The following is a 16,608-nucleotide window of genomic DNA, read 5'->3' as shown; positions in this document are numbered from 1 at the left end:
AAGTAAATGTATATTTGTGAACTGAACAAATGATCTTGAAGAATTATTTTTTGTTTGCAGAGTAGGGGGAATGCTGTTTAATTGAACAGTATATTATTGACTGAAAAGAGTGAGCAGTAAGCATTGATAGTTAACTAAATAGAAATCAAAGTGTATGAAAATGTTTGTTGATAATAACTCAGTTGTGCGCAAGATCTGGGGCAAGAGCGATACGGTGCTGTTCATTTTCGCAGGTGCTTCGGCTGAGTTTGCGCTAAATAAAGCTGTAGACTGGCTGTACTACACCGGCAAATTACCTTCCGATCCATTGGGTAGGCTTTTCTCAACGGTTTCCTATGCAAGAAAGATCGTTTTTTCATCAATGGACGATGCAAATAAGGCAATCGATACGATGCACCATATTCATGCAGCAGTAGAGCAAAGCCGTGGTTATAAAATACCCGACTGGGCGTATCGTGATGTGCTGTTTATGTTGATCCATTATTCCATTGCATCGTTTGAACTTCTCGAAGAAAAATTAAGTGATGAAGAAAAAGAAGAAGTATACAATGTATTCTTCCGTGTGGGTACAAGAATGGGTTTGAAAGAACTGCCACCAACTTATATTGAATGGCAACCAGTTCGTAAAGCCCATATAATAGCCGATCTAAAGAAGAGTGAATACACAGCTGATCTTTTTAAGCAATATAAAATGCACCTTGGTTCTATGCGGTTTAAAGTGTTGATAGAAGCACAAAAGTTAATGGTGCCGAATAGAGTAAAGGAGTTGTTGCAGTTCCGGGAATTTTCTCTGCTTTCACCTGTAGTACCGTTGTATAAGATCAGCAGGTTGATGAATATGGACTGGATGCTTAAAAATATGTTACTGCCCTATGAGTATAAGGAACAAATAAATGAGCTGGATGTAAACAGGAATGAAAGATGACGGGGTAGCTAACAGGAATGATACGTCATTTCAATTTGATAGGGTTTAGTCTCCCTGTTTCGCTCTCAGATAATCGGAAGGCAACATGCCAAATTGCTTTTGAAAATTTCGTGTAAAATGCAAAGGCGATGTGTAACCAACCAGCTCGGCTATTTCATTTATCCGGGTGTTTCCTTCGGCAAATAATTTTGCAGCACGTTTCAATCGGGCAAGATTAATTAATTCATTCGGTGTTAAATCAGAAACGGCCTTGATTTTCCGATAGAGTGTGGGGCGACTCATATTCATATAGCCGGCTAAATGCTCCACGTCCAGCTTGCTGTCGTTCATGTGAAGCGTAATGGCGTTATTTAATTCTTCCAAAAATTGTTCATCAGCTTTTGTGTAAGCAAGCGAATGCATATGCACCAGCGGCGATTTTGAAAAGTATTCTTTAATCTTATTTTTATTCACCAGCAGGTTCGAAATTTGTACCTGTAGGTGTTTGGGTGAAAAAGGTTTATCAATATAGGCATCAGCTCCCAGCTCAAGTCCTTCAATTTTTGATTGTAAAGTGTTTTTAGCGGTCAATAAAATCACGGCAATATGGCTGCTCTCAAAGTTGGATTTGATTTGCCGGCATAGTTCAAAACCATCCATTACAGGCATCATCACATCACTCACAACTAATTGCACGCTTTCTGTTGACAGAATATCAAGTGCCTCCTGTCCATTGTGCGCCTGAAGAATATGGTAGCTTTCTCCGAGATCAGCACGAAGAAATTCAAGAATGTCATCATTATCATCTACCAGTAAAATAGTTGTCTTTGTCATGATTCAATATAAACTTATTTATTTCGGTTCGTTATTCTTTGCATACACATGAAGTTTCATGAGCCCGGGTTTATCTCGTTTCCGTTTATGGGAAGACGCAAAACAAAGCTGTTTTCGCCTTTCTCGTGTTCCTGAAAAAATAGCCCGCCGTTCTGTAATTCGGCAAGCGAGCGGGATAAAGCCAAACCAATACCGCTGCCAGGTTTTAAACTTGTTTCTTTGAGCCGGTAAAACGGTTCAAAGATTTTTTCCCGCATATCATCAGGAACCAAATGGCCATCATTGCTGAATTCGATGCTGAAATAACTTCGATTGTTTTCTTCAGTTTGTGACAACTTAACCGTGGCTTTTCGTTTTCCATAGCTAAGCGCATTGTAAAATAAATTATTGAGAATTTTATGGATCGAATCGGTATCAACAACTGCATACACCGGTGAATCCGGCATTTGCAGGCTTAGTTTTATTTTTTTCTGTTCAGCAATTGGCTTAAAACTGGTAAAACGTTCAAGGAGTAATTCGTTAATTGAAACACGAACAAAATTTAATTGATAGTGATTGGTTTCAATCCTTCTGAAATCCAGTAACTGGTTCGTTAATTCAATTAAACGTTCAGTATTGGTTTCCATAATTTTTAAATGGGTTCCAAATTCATGACTGTCGCCTGCTTTCTCAACCACCTTCTCCAGTGGGGCTTTGATCAATGTAAGTGGCGTTCTTATTTCATGCGCAATATTTGTAAAAAAATCAATTTTTGATTGATAGATTTCTTTTTCCTTTTCATGTTCAAGGGATTCAATTTTACGTCTGTTCTTTTCAGCAATACGTTCATGATAATTTCTGAAAATATAAACTGCCAGTAAAACGATAAGAAGGGTATAACTGATATATGCTGCGGTACTCGCCCACCATGGTGGAGTTATGTTGATGATCAACCGGGTTTCCTGTTCGTTCCAGATGCCACTGCTGTTACTGGCCTTTACACGAAATACATACGTGCCCGCTGCCAGGTTGGTGAAATAAACTTTTCGGTTTGTTTTCAGGTAGGTCCAGTTTTGATCAAGCCCCTCCATCAGGTATTGGTATTCCGACATTTCAGGTGCTGTGAAACTAAGTGCAGCAAAGTCAATACTGAACGATGACTGCTGATGCGATAGTGTAATCCGGTTTGTTTGCAGAATGGATTGATGTAATGCTGATTCACCACCAACCGGTAACTCTTTGTTGTTTACATTAATAGCAGTGATGAACAAAGGAGGTAAAAATGTATTTGCAATGAATGCATCGGGGTTAAAACTGATTAACCCTTTTACACATCCGAAGTACATACGACCTGATGCATCTTTATAACCGGAGTTATAATTAAACTGATCGCTCAGTAATCCGTTAGCCGTGGTATAAACTGTTTGTTTGTTTGATAAAAGGTTAAAGCATACTAATCCTTTGGAAGTTGTGATCCATAAATTCTTCCGTCCGTCTTCCAGAATTTTATAAACAGTGTTGGCTGGTAAACCTTCCTTTGAAGGGTATGGATCAAAGCTGCTGTCAGCCCGATTAAATTTGCATAAACCGGCACCTTCAGTGCCGATCCATAACGTACCGTCACTGTCTTCAAACATTGTTGTTACAGAATTGTTGGGGATGCTTTTTTTCTTATCTGCATGGTGAATAAAATTGCCGGTTTTATCTGTTTGCTGATCATAAAAAAAAAGACCGTTTCCCATTGTTCCGATCCAGAGTACGGATGCTTTATCCTCCAGCAAGGAGTGCACAAAACTGTTTTCCGGCACGGCCGTGCTGTTGCGGAAAGAATTCATTTTCTCGTCAAACAGGTAAATACCTTGTCGGGTACCGGCAAAAGTATTGCCTTTCTTTGTTTGCAATAACGTAACGATAAAATTGCTTTTGAGTACGCCGGGGCTATTCGTTTCGGGATATTGTTTAATCACGTTTCCCGTGCGAATGTTCATAATATTTAAACCATGTTCAAATGTTCCAACCCAAAGCTGCTCATCTCTTGCAAGTAATCCATGAATATTAGGATAAGAAATACCTGTTCTGTTTCCGGTTGGTTTGTATTGTGTAAACAAACCAGTGGCCTTATTTAGTTTATTCAAACCAGCATCTTCTGTACCAATCCATAAATTTCCAAATTTATCTTCACAAATTTCTCTTACTGCATTTCCGCTGATCGATGTGCTGCTGTAATCAGGAAAGTATTTTTCAAACAGTGTGTATTGTTTTGGGTAATAATTAATGCCGCCAAAATAAGTGCCCGCCCAAATACCGCCTTCCTCATCAGTAGTTAAACTGTAAACTGCATTATCTGAAATGGAATAGGGGTTGTTGTATTGTTTCTTAAGATTACTGTACTTTCCGGTGTTTGTATTGTAAATAAAAATGCCCGATTCGGTAGCCATCCATATTTCAGAGGCCGTATGTTGTACAAAATCTCTGGCAAATATTTCTGTTTTATCGGGGTTATATGTTATCAGGTCTTTAGTAGAGTAATCAGAAAGATGAAATTGTTTAACACCGTAATTGGATGTGCCGATCAGTATGCTGTTAAACGCAGTGGCCTGTATTTTCTCAATCCATTTTGATGAAGAGGATTGTGATGGTGTAAACAAATTAAAACCGGTAAATCTGTTTTTTTTGTGATTGTACTGCTGAAGCATACCGGTCGAGGTTGACACCCAGATTGTGCGTGCCGAATCAAGACAAACTGAAGTAGCAGCAAAATAGCCATCAGGCTTGTACACCTGTGCTGCCTTTGATGTTTCATGAAACCTGATCAGCGTTTGTCCTGAAATGATCCAGAGATTTCCTTCATGATCTTTTTCAATGTCTCTTATTTCCTGTGTGGTTTTGTATACCAGTGTAAAATTTTCTAGCAAAGCATTATACTTATACAAACCAATACGTGTACCAGCATATAAGTTGTTTTTTGCATCGATATACAGGCTTCGGATAAAATTGTCCCCAATACTCATTGAGTCACCCGGTATATTTCTGAACACTTTAAATATATATCCATCAAACCGGTTTAATCCATCTTTACTGCCCATCCATACAAATCCCTGCTGATCCTGTACACAACTGAAAACAGTATTATTGGAAAGACCGTTTTCTACCTGGTAATTGCGAAAATAATAAGGCTGGCATGTTGCTGAATAAACAACAAGCATCTGCAACAAGACAATTAAAGCAATGTTTTTTTTCATGTACCAATGATGGATCTGGCAATTTCAGTAAACAAATATACTGTGTTGAAAAGGTAATGAAAGGACAGAACAACTGGAAACATGAAAAGTAGTTGAATCGATAAAATGAGACAGAATGATATTTTTTTGATACAAATCAGGTTGGTTGCGAAAAATAATAGTTCAAAATTTACCGAACGAATTGCCTGCTAAATCGATTGCTTTGAATTTTAAACGCTTTATACCAACATTTCATTTTTGCGATGCACCCGCATCTGTTTCCGCTGCAGCGTTACTTAAAACAATCAGCAGGCGAAGCGTTTCGCTTTTTCATTCTCACCATTTTTTAATACATCAAATAACCAAAACTGCATAACATGAAACAGAAAAGAAGGCTTTGTAAGTTCGGTTTAAACATTGTAGCAGCACTGTTGCTTTGCTTACAGGGTTTTGCCCAACAGGTAATTACAGGCAGCGTTAGTACAGCCGCAGGCGAACCTCTGCCGGGAGCCACTATTGTAGTGAAAGGCACAAAAACAACGGCAACTACAGGAATAAACGGAAGGTTCAGCATGAATGCTCCTGCAGGAAGTACACTCATCATTTCGTTTGTTGGCTATAAAACAAAAGAAGTGATTGCATCCGGTGCAGAAATTGTTGCGACGTTGGAAGTAGCAGAAACCACCATGAACGATATTGTGGTGATTGGTTACCAATCGGTACGTAAAAAAGATTTAACAGGTGCCGTTGCTGTCATTAATCCATCGCAGGCGAATCGAAATGTTGCATCAACCGTTGCTGAATCAATTCAGGGTCTGGCAACCGGAGTTACTGTACGTAACAGCGGAGCACCTGGTGCAGGAGCAAAAATTGATATACGTGGTGCCGGAACATTTGCAAACAATAATCCCTTGTATATTATTGATGGAATGTACAGTGATGCAACACCCGACTTTAATCCAAATGATATAGAATCCATTCAAATATTGAAGGATGCATCTGCAGCAGCCATTTATGGAAGTCGTGCTGCAAATGGTGTTATCATCATCACTACCAAACGAGGTAAAGAAGGCCCCATGCAAATTAACGGCAGCATTAAAACGGGCGTGCAGCAAATTTATAAACGTTGGGATATGATGGATAATAACCAGTACCGTGCAATGGCACAGCAATTATTTGCAAATGGAAATGTACCGGTGCCGACTATTTTAACCAACGATTTCAATCCGGCTGTTAATACCGATTGGCAGAATGAATTTATGCGTACCGGTAATATCCAGGAATATAACCTTGCAGTTTCTGCAGGTAGTAAAACTGCCAACTATTACATTTCTGGTAACTATTTTAAAAACACTGGTCCTGTTATTGATAACGTATTTGAACGTGCAGGTTTACGGATCAATACAACTGGTAAACGTGGCCGTTTCAGTTTTGGAGAGAATATGTTGATTTCTTACACACAGAATGATCCCATTGCATCCGATATTTTTACCAATCCATTTGTTGATATGATCACTATGATCCCTGTTGTGCCGTTAAAAGATATCGCACGTTACGGATCTGCCACCAATCCTGAAGGATGGGGCATTGGGTTGAATAATTCTTATGTGAATACATTGGCTGCCAACGTACCTGCTTTGCAGAGTTTGCAACAAAACAACAGTTACAGCTTAAAGATTCGTGGAAATATTTTTACTGACTTTCAAATTACTGATTGGCTCACTTATAAATTCAATTTAGGTGGAGAAACAAGTTTCGATCGTTTTAAGGGTTTTCGCAGGCCGGGTACCATACGGCAGGGAACACCATCACCCATTGCTACGGCCGATGAAAGCAGGGGCAACTTCCGTTCCTTCTTATACGAACACACCTTGAATTTTGATCACAACTTCGGCAATCATAAAGTAAGTGCAGTTGCCGGTTTCAGTAATCAAACATTCACCAATGAAATTTTAACCGGGCAAAAATCAGGATTTGTTCCTGATGCAAATGGAAACTACATTTTCACAAATCTTATACAAGGACAAAATCCTAATACCACCAGTTTAACTGACAAATGGAACAATGTTGGTTTTCTGGGTCGTGTGAATTACGGATATACAGATCGTTACCTTGCAAGTATTACGTTTCGCAGAGATGGCAGTTCCTTATTCGGGCCATCCAATCGTTGGGGTAATTTTCCATCTGCTTCTGTTGCATGGCGTATCAGCAGAGAGTCGTTTTTTAAAAGCGACTGGATCAGTGATTTAAAATTACGTGCATCATATGGTTCATTGGGTAACAGCGAATTTTTACGTCCATGGCAGTATTACGGACGTATCAATCCTTTCCCGGTTGCAGTATTCGGACCAAACGAAGTGGAGCAGTTAGGCGCAATTAATACACAGCTTGCCAATGCAAATCTTCGTTGGGAAACCAAGAAAACAACAAACTTTGGGTTGGATGCCGCTTTGCTCAATAACCGCATTTTAATAACAGCAGAATATTTTATTGCGAAAACAAATGATGTGCTGATTGATCTTCCCATCAGCCTTACTACAGGTAATGCAGGAGGTAATCCTCCTGTAAATGCAGCTTCCTTAAAAAATACCGGCTTTGAATTTTCCGCTACATACAGAGGAGATGCAACAAAGAATTTTAAATGGGATGTAACACTCAATTTCACCACCATAAAAAATACAGTCACAAGTTTTGGTGATACAACAACGAAATATACACAACTCGGCGATGCCCGGACACAACTTGGCCGTTCAATTGGAGAGTGGTATGTGTTAAAGACAAATGGTCTTTTTCAAAGCCAGGCAGAAATTGATGCTTATGTAAATAAAAACGGCGATCGCATTCAGCCGTGGGCAAAACCCGGTGATATCCGTTATGTTGATGCTGATGGCGACGGTGTACTGAATACAGATAAAGACAGAATTTATGCGGGCAGCCCCTGGGCTAAATTTGAAACAGGTGCATTGTTCAACGCATCGTATAAAAATTTCACATTAAACATTCAGTTGTATGCAGTAGTTGGTAACAAATTGTATAACCGTCCCCGTTACCAGATCGATCGGATGGATCAGAATACAAACTTCCGGAAAGATGCGAGTCCATGGTCTCCGCAAAATACTAATACCAACATGCCACGTGCTGCCATTGGTGCGCCCGATCAAGGCATACAGTTTAACGTGTTGCCGCAAACAGACCGTTGGTTAGAAGATGGTTCCTATCTGCGCTTGCGGAATATTGAATTAGGTTATACGATTCCAAAGGATGCACTCGGCCGCATAGGTTTTACTTCTGCAAGAGTGTATATCAGCGGACAAAACCTGCTTACACTTACAAAGTACACAGGTCTCGATCCTGATATTACAGGTGTAAATATTTTCGAACGTGGATTAGATAATGGCCAGTATCCTGCGTTACGTATTCTTTCTGCAGGCATCAATTTTGGCTTTTAATTTTTGAATCATCACAACACAATTGAAATGAAAAAATATATTCACTACTTGTTTGCAGGATTGTTGTTAACAACCTTTTATTCCTGTAAAAAGTCAACGCAACTCGACATTCCGAATCCGAATGTTTCTGATGAATCCAATTTTTGGCAAACATCCAACGATGCATTGTTAGGCATTAATGCCGTGTATGGTAATTTTTACCGCAATGGTGCACCACATTCAAGATGGACACCATTTTATATGGACATTCGTTCTGATGACGGATACTCAACAAGTCCGTGGAATGAATTAAGAAGTGTAGGCGGTTTAAATATTACGCAATACAGTTTTGAAGTAAATTATGATACATGGTGGCACCATTGGAGAGGCGTTTACCGGGCCAACCAGGTGTTGGCACGTGTACCGGGCATTACAATGGATCAGGCATTGAAAGACCGCATTTTAGGAGAAGCAAAATTTATCAGGGCATTATACTATTTTAATCTTGTTACCATTTGGGGAAATATTCCGCTGATTTTGCAACCTTCTCTGCCAAGTGATAAACCTTCGCAGGTTCCGCAGGCACAGGTGTGGGCACAAATTGAAAAAGATCTTACAGAAGCAGCTGCATCCTTACCGCCATCTTATACGGGTAACGAAATCGGGCGTGCTACAAAAGGTGCAGCCTATGCATTGTTAGGGAAAGCATTGTTACAGCAAAAAAAATATCAACCGGCGATTGATGCATTTGCATGGCTTGTTACAGGTGCCGGTCAATCACTGTACGATCTTGTTCCCGTTTATGGCGATAACTTCAAACACACAACTGAAAATAACAAAGAGTCTGTTTTTGAAATCCAGTTCAAAATGCGTCCTGAGAATAGTGGAGAAGACGGACCAACTTCAAACGTTGGAACAAGTCGTGCTCCGTTCTTTGCACCTCCCGGTCATGGCTTTAATGATGCCAACATGAACAGGTGGGTGGTACACGAGTTTTTGAAAGAAACAACTGCAGCAGGTGGTCGTGATCCAAGACTTGCAGCAACTGCTCTTTACGATTCAACTGATGAACGTGGACCGGATTTTACATTGGTATATGGATCAACTTTCACATCAAAAAATTACAATAACGATATCCGCAATCGTGTTTGGTATCGTAAATACCTCGATGATTACTTCCGTATTAATCAGTTTGAAATTTTTAACAGCCCCATTAATTTTCGTGTTATCCGTTTTGCTGACGTGTTATTAATGTATGCAGAAGCGTTAAATGCAGTAAACCGTACCAACGATGCTTATGCGTTTGTAGACAGGGTACGTGAGCGTGCCGGTATGCGTAAACTTTCTGTAGCTATGCCCGGTTTAAATCAGGTGCAATTTCAAAAGCAGTTAGAACATGAACGTGTAATGGAGTTAACAGGAGAATCTGTTCGCTGGAACGATTTGGCACGCTGGGGATATTTTGATGACGCTGCAAAACTGGCTGAGCTGAAAGCAAGAGACCCCGAGTTTAATAATTTTGTGATTGGCAGAAACAAGTTTATGCCAATCCCGCAAATAGAAATTGATATTAATCCCAACCTGATTCAAAACCCGAATTGGTGATTTCAGAAAATACTGCTGGCCGAAATTAGCTGTCACCAGTATTTTCTTTTTGAGTAGACAGATGCTTTTTTAAAATGAATAAATAAGAGTAATGAAATATGTAAAAAACAGTTTGTGTTTACTGTTGATCATGTTTGTTTTTTATTCCAATGCGCAGAATAAAAACACGCAACGAAATATTTGGACGAAAAAACAGGCAAACACCTGGTATAGTAAACAGCCCTGGTTTGTGGGAGCAAATTTTTTACCAAGCAATGCCATTAATCAGTTGGAGATGTGGCAGGCAGAAACATTTGATACCGCCACCATTGCAAAAGAATTAAAATGGGCCGCGGCCATCGGCATGAACACGATGCGTGTATTCTTACATGATCTTGCTTACAAGCAGGATCCGCAGGGATTTAAAAAACGAATCGAATTGTTTTTGCGGATTGCCAACAGGTATAAAATAAAGCCGCTGTTTGTTTTGTTTGATTCGTGTTGGGATCCGTTTCCTCACGCTGGTAAACAGCATGAACCTGCACCATTTCTTCACAATTCAGGTTGGGTGCAGAGCCCGGGTGCTGATGCGCTGAAAGATACAAGGCAACATCCCCGTCTCCAAAAATATGTAACAGATATTGTTACAACATTTAATAAGGATAAACGTGTGATGGGGTGGGATGTATGGAACGAGCCTGATAATACCAACAACAGCAGTTACGGGCGCTTTGAACCATACAATAAAGTAGAACTGGTGCATACACTCTTAAAGAAAGTATTTGTATGGACCCGTATGGCAAATCCTGCTCAGCCAATCACGGCTGGTATTTGGGCTGGTAACTGGTCGGTACATGACAGTTTACGACCCATCGAAAAATTGATGATCGAAGAATCTGATATTATCTCATTTCATAATTATGGTAAAGCAGAAGATTTTGAACGTTGCATCAATTGGCTGGGGAAGTATGAACGACCGATCCTTTGCACTGAATACATGTCACGTGGAAACGGCAGTTTTTTTGAAACATCATTACCTGTTGCAAAAAAATATAAAGTAGCTGCTTTTAATTGGGGGTTGGTAGATGGTAAATCGCAAACCATTTATCCTTGGGATAGCTGGGATAAAAAATATTATGCAGAACCCGATTTGTGGTTTCATGATGTGTTCAGAAGTAATGGTACTCCATACCGTCAGGCTGAAATAGATTTAATCAAAGAGCTTACAAAAAAATAGTCAGCATGGTTTAGTCATACAGCAGTAGTTTTAGTTATAATTATCAACTCATAACCCTTCTCCTTTTGGAGAGGGGAAGGGAGTTGCCAAATGAAACATCACAATGTTGTTCGCACAAAAAAATAATTGGGTTTATATTGTCAGTATCACAATGTTTTTCTTTCTTTCCAATTGTGGAAAGAAGAATACCGGTACACCCACACCGCAAATTCCGGCTGCAAAAACATTTACCAATCCGCTCATTACCGGGGCCGACCCGTGGGTTACACAAAAAGATAGTTTTTATTACTACACGCATACCCTGGGCAACCGCATCGCTATCTGGAAAACAAAATTCATGACGAAGCTGAACAGTGCTTCAGTCACAACTGTTTTTTCACCGGCACCGGGGGCATCCAATGCTGCCAATGTATGGGCACCTGAATTACATTATCTGGATGGGAAATGGTATATCTATTACACAGCAGGATCGGGGCCCGATGCTACACAACGTACATGGGTGTTAGAAAACAGTAACACAGATCCAACTACCGGTAACTGGATTGATAAAGGACGGATTTTTTCCGGCGATGCGGATTTCTGGGCAATTGATGGTTCCATACTGGAGCATAATGGAAACCGTTATTTCATGTGGAGTGGCCGTCCGAATCTTTCATTGCAGAATCAGAATATTTATATCGCAAAAATGGCAAACCCATGGACACTTGAAACGCCAACCGTGATGCTCACAAAACCAGAACTGAATTGGGAAGTAAACGGCGGCCCTGTAAACGAAGGCCCGCAAATGTTGAAAAATAAAAATGGAAAACTGTTTATTGTCTACTCTGCCAGTGGTTGCTGGACGGATGATTATTCCTTAGGTATGCTCACATTAAAAGACGGCGGCAATCCGCTCACTGCTGCCGACTGGATTAAACAACAGCAACCTGTTTTTTCAAAAAGTGTGGCCAACAGAGCTTTTGGTCCCGGGCATAATTCATTTTTTACTTCTCCTGACGGAAAAGAAAACTGGATTCTTTATCATGCCAACTCTAACAGTGGCGATGGTTGTTCTGACAAAAGAAATATTCGCATGCAGTCTTTTACATGGAATGCAGAAGGCGTACCTCAATTTGGTGTACCCGTTACCATTGGACTTTCTGTCAACAGTCCGGCAGGTGAATAAACGAAGCATATAATTTATCAATTGTAGTAAAGGGCAATAACGGCATTATGAAAAAAGAATTCTGGTTGATTACACTTTCATTTTTGATGATTATCTCCTGCGCCGAAAAAAAAATAGCGCAAGAGATAACATTTACAAATCCGTTATTACCTGCAGGAGCTGATCCCTGGTGTATTTATAAAGATGGTTACTATTACTATACAAACACAACCGGCACCAATATCACAATTTGGAAAACAAAAAGTATCGCTGACTTGGCAACAGCCGAAAAAAAAGTGGTGTTTATGCCACCCGACACCGGTTTGTATTCAAAAGAAATATGGGCTCCTGAAATTCATTATCTCAGGGATAAATGGTACATCTATTTTGCTGCAGACAGTGGCCGCAATGTTGACCATCGCTTGTGGGTGCTGGAAAATTCTTCACCCGATCCATTGAATGGTCAGTGGAAAATGAAAGGAAAGCTCACCACGCCCGATGATAAATGGTCGATCGATGGAACAGTATATGATCATAACGGTAAATTGTTTTTGTTGTGGTCGGGATGGGATGGAGATACCAATGGGCAACAGAATATTTATATTGCTGCTATGAGTAATCCATGGACGGTTGAAGGGGCTCGTACAAAACTTTCAAGTCCGGAGCTTGCATGGGAAACACATGGCGACTTAAATGATCCCAATGATGTGCCACATGTAAATGTGAATGAAGGACCTCAAATACTTAAAAACAAAGGCAAATTATATCTCATCTATTCGGCGAGTGGTTGCTGGACTGATTTTTATGCACTGGGTATGTTAACAGCTTCTGCAAACAGTGATATTATGAATGCTTCTTCCTGGAAAAAAAATGAACAGCCGGTATTTCAGCAAAGCCCTCAAAACAGAGTGTATGCACCCGGGCATAATTCATTTTTCAAATCACCGGATGGTACTGAAGACTGGATTTTGTATCATGCCAATAATCAACCCGGTCAGGGTTGTGGCAATTATCGCAGTCCCCGTACACAAAAATTTTCGTGGAACAAAGACGGAACACCTGATTTCGGAACACCCGTTTCAATAAATACAAGGCTGGCAATACCTTCTGAGAAGAACTAACGAAAAAGAAGTGGATATTATGCTGTCAAACATTGTTGGCAGCTTTGCGGAAACATATCAGTCAGCAAATGTATAAGCAGGGCTTAACTCATTTACTTCTTTAACAATGATAAGATGTCTGTTTGCATCAGCATGCATGTTATGATTTGTTTCCAACCATAGCGGAGCGAAGGGCACTAAGGTCATAAATTAAAGACGAATGCGGATTAAATTATTAGGTAGCTTACTTCCTTAACAATATCACTTCTGTTGGTCCGTCGTTCGCTAATGTTGTGATTTGCTTTCAACCGTAGCGAAGCGAAGGACACTGAATCAAAAAACTCACGATAACAAATAATGAAGTAAATTATTAAGTAGCTTAGTTCTTTAACAACTCCATGCAAATAGGATTGCAAGGCGCTTCAGTTGTGATTTGCTTTCAAATTATTAAGTAGCTTAGTTCTTTAACAACGTTTTGCTTGAACCGCTTAACCTCATGCGGTTGTGATTTGCTTTCAAATTATTAAGTAGCTTAGTTCTTTAACAACATCATGATAATTTAATAAACCGCCAGTGCTGTTGTTATTTGCTTTCAAATTATTAAGTAGCTTAGTTCTTTAACAACAAGCAAACGACACATTGATTGGCAACGCTTGTTGTGATTTGCTTTCAAATTATTAAGTAGCTTAGTTCTTTAACAACTGGCGCTATTTTCATTTGAGTGATGTAAACGTTGTGATTTGCTTTCAAATTATTAAGTAGCTTAGTTCTTTAACAACCTTGCTGTTGTTTCAGCAATGCCCTATACTGTTGTGATTTGCTTTCAAATTATTAAGTAGCTTAGTTCTTTAACAACCCCGACTCTACTGCTGCCAACAGCGAAATGTTGTGATTTGCTTTCAAATTATTAAGTAGCTTAGTTCTTTAACAACCGGTAGATGAAGGAGATACAACCTATGCAGTTGTGATTTGCTTTCAAATTATTAAGTAGCTTAGTTCTTTAACAACTGTTCATCCGTTTCGGGAAATAAGAAGTCGGTTGTGATTTGCTTTCAAATTATTAAGTAGCTTAGTTCTTTAACAACGCCGCATTTCTGTAGGTAAAGGCATGCAGCGTTGTGATTTGCTTTCAAATTATTAAGTAGCTTAGTTCTTTAACAACCAGCGAGCCTGTAACCTTAACGCAATTAAAGTTGTGATTTGCTTTCAAATTATTAAGTAGCTTAGTTCTTTAACAACGATCACCAATAACCTCTGTACCTGCATGCAGTTGTGATTTGCTTTCAAATTATTAAGTAGCTTAGTTCTTTAACAACGCCACGCATGCCATCTACATGCTGGATCTTGTTGTGATTTGCTTTCAAATTATTAAGTAGCTTAGTTCTTTAACAACCCTTGTGATATGATACCTGTGTAATTTCCAGTTGTGATTTGCTTTCAAATTATTAAGTAGCTTAGTTCTTTAACAACGCTTTAGAGTGAGTAATGCACTCTCCATCAGTTGTGATTTGCTTTCAAATTATTAAGTAGCTTAGTTCTTTAACAACGCTACTGCATTAACACTTTCAAGATACTTTGTTGTGATTTGCTTTCAAATTATTAAGTAGCTTAGTTCTTTAACAACATCAGATCCTTTAACTGTTTTTCCATTGCTGTTGTGATTTGCTTTCAAATTATTAAGTAGCTTAGTTCTTTAACAACAAAAATCGCTCAGCCCCATATCGGGCACATGTTGTGATTTGCTTTCAAATTATTAAGTAGCTTAGTTCTTTAACAACATCGCATTCATCAAACCATTCCAGTGCAGAGTTGTGATTTGCTTTCAAATTATTAAGTAGCTTAGTTCTTTAACAACTCCAAAAGATCAAACAGGGAAGGAATGCTGTTGTGATTTGCTTTCAAATTATTAAGTAGCTTAGTTCTTTAACAACCCCACCCATTCTAGCGTATTGTTGATGTAGTTGTGATTTGCTTTCAAATTATTAAGTAGCTTAGTTCTTTAACAACACATTTTGAAAAAAGTGTTGTTGGCTCTTTGTTGTGATTTGCTTTCAAATTATTAAGTAGCTTAGTTCTTTAACAACTATATCTTCTAAATATGTTAATACGCTGCTGTTGTGATTTGCTTTCAAATTATTAAGTAGCTTAGTTCTTTAACAACGCAAATGGTTTATAGGTAGTAAGTGGTAAAGTTGTGATTTGCTTTCAAATTATTAAGTAGCTTAGTTCTTTAACAACTCACCGCTGTGCTTCCGCCGCCTGCTGTGTGTTGTGATTTGCTTTCAAATTATTAAGTAGCTTAGTTCTTTAACAACTAGCCTGTAAGCGCCATCAGTATCTAACGGTTGTGATTTGCTTTCAAATTATTAAGTAGCTTAGTTCTTTAACAACCTTTGGCCATTGCTTCAATTTCGTACCAATGTTGTGATTTGCTTTCAAATTATTAAGTAGCTTAGTTCTTTAACAACTATTTATTTTTATTTGTGAATGAACGGGTAGTTGTGATTTGCTTTCAAATTATTAAGTAGCTTAGTTCTTTAACAACCGGTTGACGTTACAGCCTTTTACCCGTTGCGTTGTGATTTGCTTTCAAATTATTAAGTAGCTTAGTTCTTTAACAACTTTATCCTTGCTTGCTGCTTTGGTCAGTTCGTTGTGATTTGCTTTCAAATTATTAAGTAGCTTAGTTCTTTAACAACCGTTTTTGCTGAAAGCCTTTATGGGTAAGGATTTAAGCCACTTTTCAGGATGAAAAAAATGGAGTTTCGCCCCGTTTTTTTCATCCTGTTTCATTTAAAAAAGTTCCAGTTGTTGCACCGTATCAGGGCTCTCCACCAGTTCATGCCCCCTGAAAATTTCCATCATACCAAACTGTTTGTCCGTAATACACATAATGCCTACATGCCCCTTCTCAGGCAATAGTTTTTTCACCCGTTTTATATGTACGTCCGCATTTTCTTTACTGGGGCAATGCCGCAGGTAAATGCTGAACTGAAACATACTGAACCCGTCGGCCAGTATATCCTTTCGGAAACGGGCATAAATTTTCCGTTCCTTCTTGGTTTCAGTAGGCAGGTCAAAAAATACTAGAACCCACATGATGCGGTAAGCATTAAAGCGTTCATACATTGGTTATTATTTGAATCAATTGGTCTTATTGAAACGAAATGATTGTAA

The 16,608-nt window shown here is 39.1% G+C and carries 9 protein-coding genes and 1 CRISPR repeat array; of the genes, 6 read left to right on the top strand and 3 right to left on the bottom strand.

The window, feature by feature from the left end:
• Positions 1–154: 154 nt before the first annotated feature.
• On the top strand, positions 155–925 hold the full coding sequence (locus WG954_RS20285) for an oxygenase MpaB family protein (RefSeq protein WP_340438840.1): 771 nt from the start codon (positions 155–157) through the stop codon (positions 923–925).
• 45 nt (positions 926–970) lie between these two features.
• On the opposite strand, the gene WG954_RS20280 is transcribed toward WG954_RS20285, so the two are convergent.
• Both WG954_RS20280 and WG954_RS20275 read right to left on the bottom strand, forming a co-directional pair.
• A complete protein-coding gene (locus WG954_RS20280; RefSeq protein WP_340438838.1) occupies positions 971–1,738 on the bottom strand; it encodes a response regulator transcription factor in 768 nt (255 codons plus the stop codon).
• Positions 1,739–1,794: 56 nt separating this feature from the next.
• The gene (locus WG954_RS20275) at positions 1,795–4,959 is read right to left on the bottom strand and encodes a sensor histidine kinase (RefSeq protein ID WP_340438836.1); all 3,165 of its coding nucleotides are present in this window, start codon (positions 4,957–4,959) and stop codon (positions 1,795–1,797) included.
• A 356-nt stretch (positions 4,960–5,315) separates the two neighbouring features.
• On the opposite strand from WG954_RS20275, the gene WG954_RS20270 reads away from it, so the two are divergent.
• From WG954_RS20270 to WG954_RS20250, 5 genes are all read left to right on the top strand, one after another.
• The gene (locus tag WG954_RS20270) at positions 5,316–8,387 is read left to right on the top strand and encodes a SusC/RagA family TonB-linked outer membrane protein (protein WP_340438834.1); all 3,072 of its coding nucleotides are present in this window, start codon (positions 5,316–5,318) and stop codon (positions 8,385–8,387) included.
• Between the two features lie 27 nt (positions 8,388–8,414).
• Positions 8,415–9,971 (top strand): RagB/SusD family nutrient uptake outer membrane protein, encoded by a 1,557-nt coding sequence (locus WG954_RS20265; protein ID WP_340438832.1) that lies wholly within the window; start codon positions 8,415–8,417, stop codon positions 9,969–9,971.
• A gap of 91 nt (positions 9,972–10,062) precedes the next feature.
• The gene (locus tag WG954_RS20260) at positions 10,063–11,187 is read left to right on the top strand and encodes a glycoside hydrolase 5 family protein (RefSeq protein WP_340438831.1); all 1,125 of its coding nucleotides are present in this window, start codon (positions 10,063–10,065) and stop codon (positions 11,185–11,187) included.
• A 103-nt stretch (positions 11,188–11,290) separates the two neighbouring features.
• Positions 11,291–12,352 (top strand): glycoside hydrolase family 43 protein, encoded by a 1,062-nt coding sequence (locus WG954_RS20255; RefSeq protein ID WP_340438830.1) that lies wholly within the window; start codon positions 11,291–11,293, stop codon positions 12,350–12,352.
• Between the two features lie 47 nt (positions 12,353–12,399).
• Positions 12,400–13,452 carry a glycoside hydrolase family 43 protein gene (locus tag WG954_RS20250; protein ID WP_340438829.1) on the top strand — a complete coding sequence of 351 codons (1,053 nt, stop codon included), beginning with the start codon at positions 12,400–12,402 and terminating at the stop codon, positions 13,450–13,452.
• A 404-nt stretch (positions 13,453–13,856) separates the two neighbouring features.
• Positions 13,857–16,130: direct repeats of the CRISPR family, unit length 47 nt; unit sequence GTTGTGATTTGCTTTCAAATTATTAAGTAGCTTAGTTCTTTAACAAC.
• A 94-nt stretch (positions 16,131–16,224) separates the two neighbouring features.
• Here WG954_RS20250 and cas2 read toward each other — a convergent pair.
• A complete protein-coding gene (gene cas2 / locus WG954_RS20245; RefSeq protein WP_340438828.1) occupies positions 16,225–16,560 on the bottom strand; it encodes a CRISPR-associated endonuclease Cas2 in 336 nt (111 codons plus the stop codon).
• Between the last annotated feature and the right edge of the window lie 48 nt (positions 16,561–16,608).

Source organism: Lacibacter sp. H375 (assembly GCF_037892425.1).
In the GTDB taxonomy this organism is placed as follows: Bacteria; Bacteroidota; Bacteroidia; order Chitinophagales; family Chitinophagaceae; genus Lacibacter.
This window is presented reverse-complemented; position numbering and strand designations above follow the sequence as displayed.

Excerpts from the sequence above, each read along its gene's own strand:
- WG954_RS20250 (WP_340438829.1), top strand. The coding sequence starts at position 12,400 with ATGAAAAAAGAATTCTGGTTGATTACACTTTCATTTTTGATGATTATC.
- WG954_RS20280 (WP_340438838.1), bottom strand. The coding sequence starts at position 1,738 with ATGACAAAGACAACTATTTTACTGGTAGATGATAATGATGACATTCTT.
- WG954_RS20270 (WP_340438834.1), top strand. The coding sequence starts at position 5,316 with ATGAAACAGAAAAGAAGGCTTTGTAAGTTCGGTTTAAACATTGTAGCA.
- WG954_RS20275 (WP_340438836.1), bottom strand. The coding sequence starts at position 4,959 with ATGAAAAAAAACATTGCTTTAATTGTCTTGTTGCAGATGCTTGTTGTT.
- WG954_RS20255 (WP_340438830.1), top strand. The coding sequence starts at position 11,291 with ATGTTGTTCGCACAAAAAAATAATTGGGTTTATATTGTCAGTATCACA.
- cas2 (WP_340438828.1), bottom strand. The coding sequence starts at position 16,560 with ATGTATGAACGCTTTAATGCTTACCGCATCATGTGGGTTCTAGTATTT.
- WG954_RS20260 (WP_340438831.1), top strand. The coding sequence starts at position 10,063 with ATGAAATATGTAAAAAACAGTTTGTGTTTACTGTTGATCATGTTTGTT.
- WG954_RS20265 (WP_340438832.1), top strand. The coding sequence starts at position 8,415 with ATGAAAAAATATATTCACTACTTGTTTGCAGGATTGTTGTTAACAACC.
- WG954_RS20285 (WP_340438840.1), top strand. The coding sequence starts at position 155 with ATGAAAATGTTTGTTGATAATAACTCAGTTGTGCGCAAGATCTGGGGC.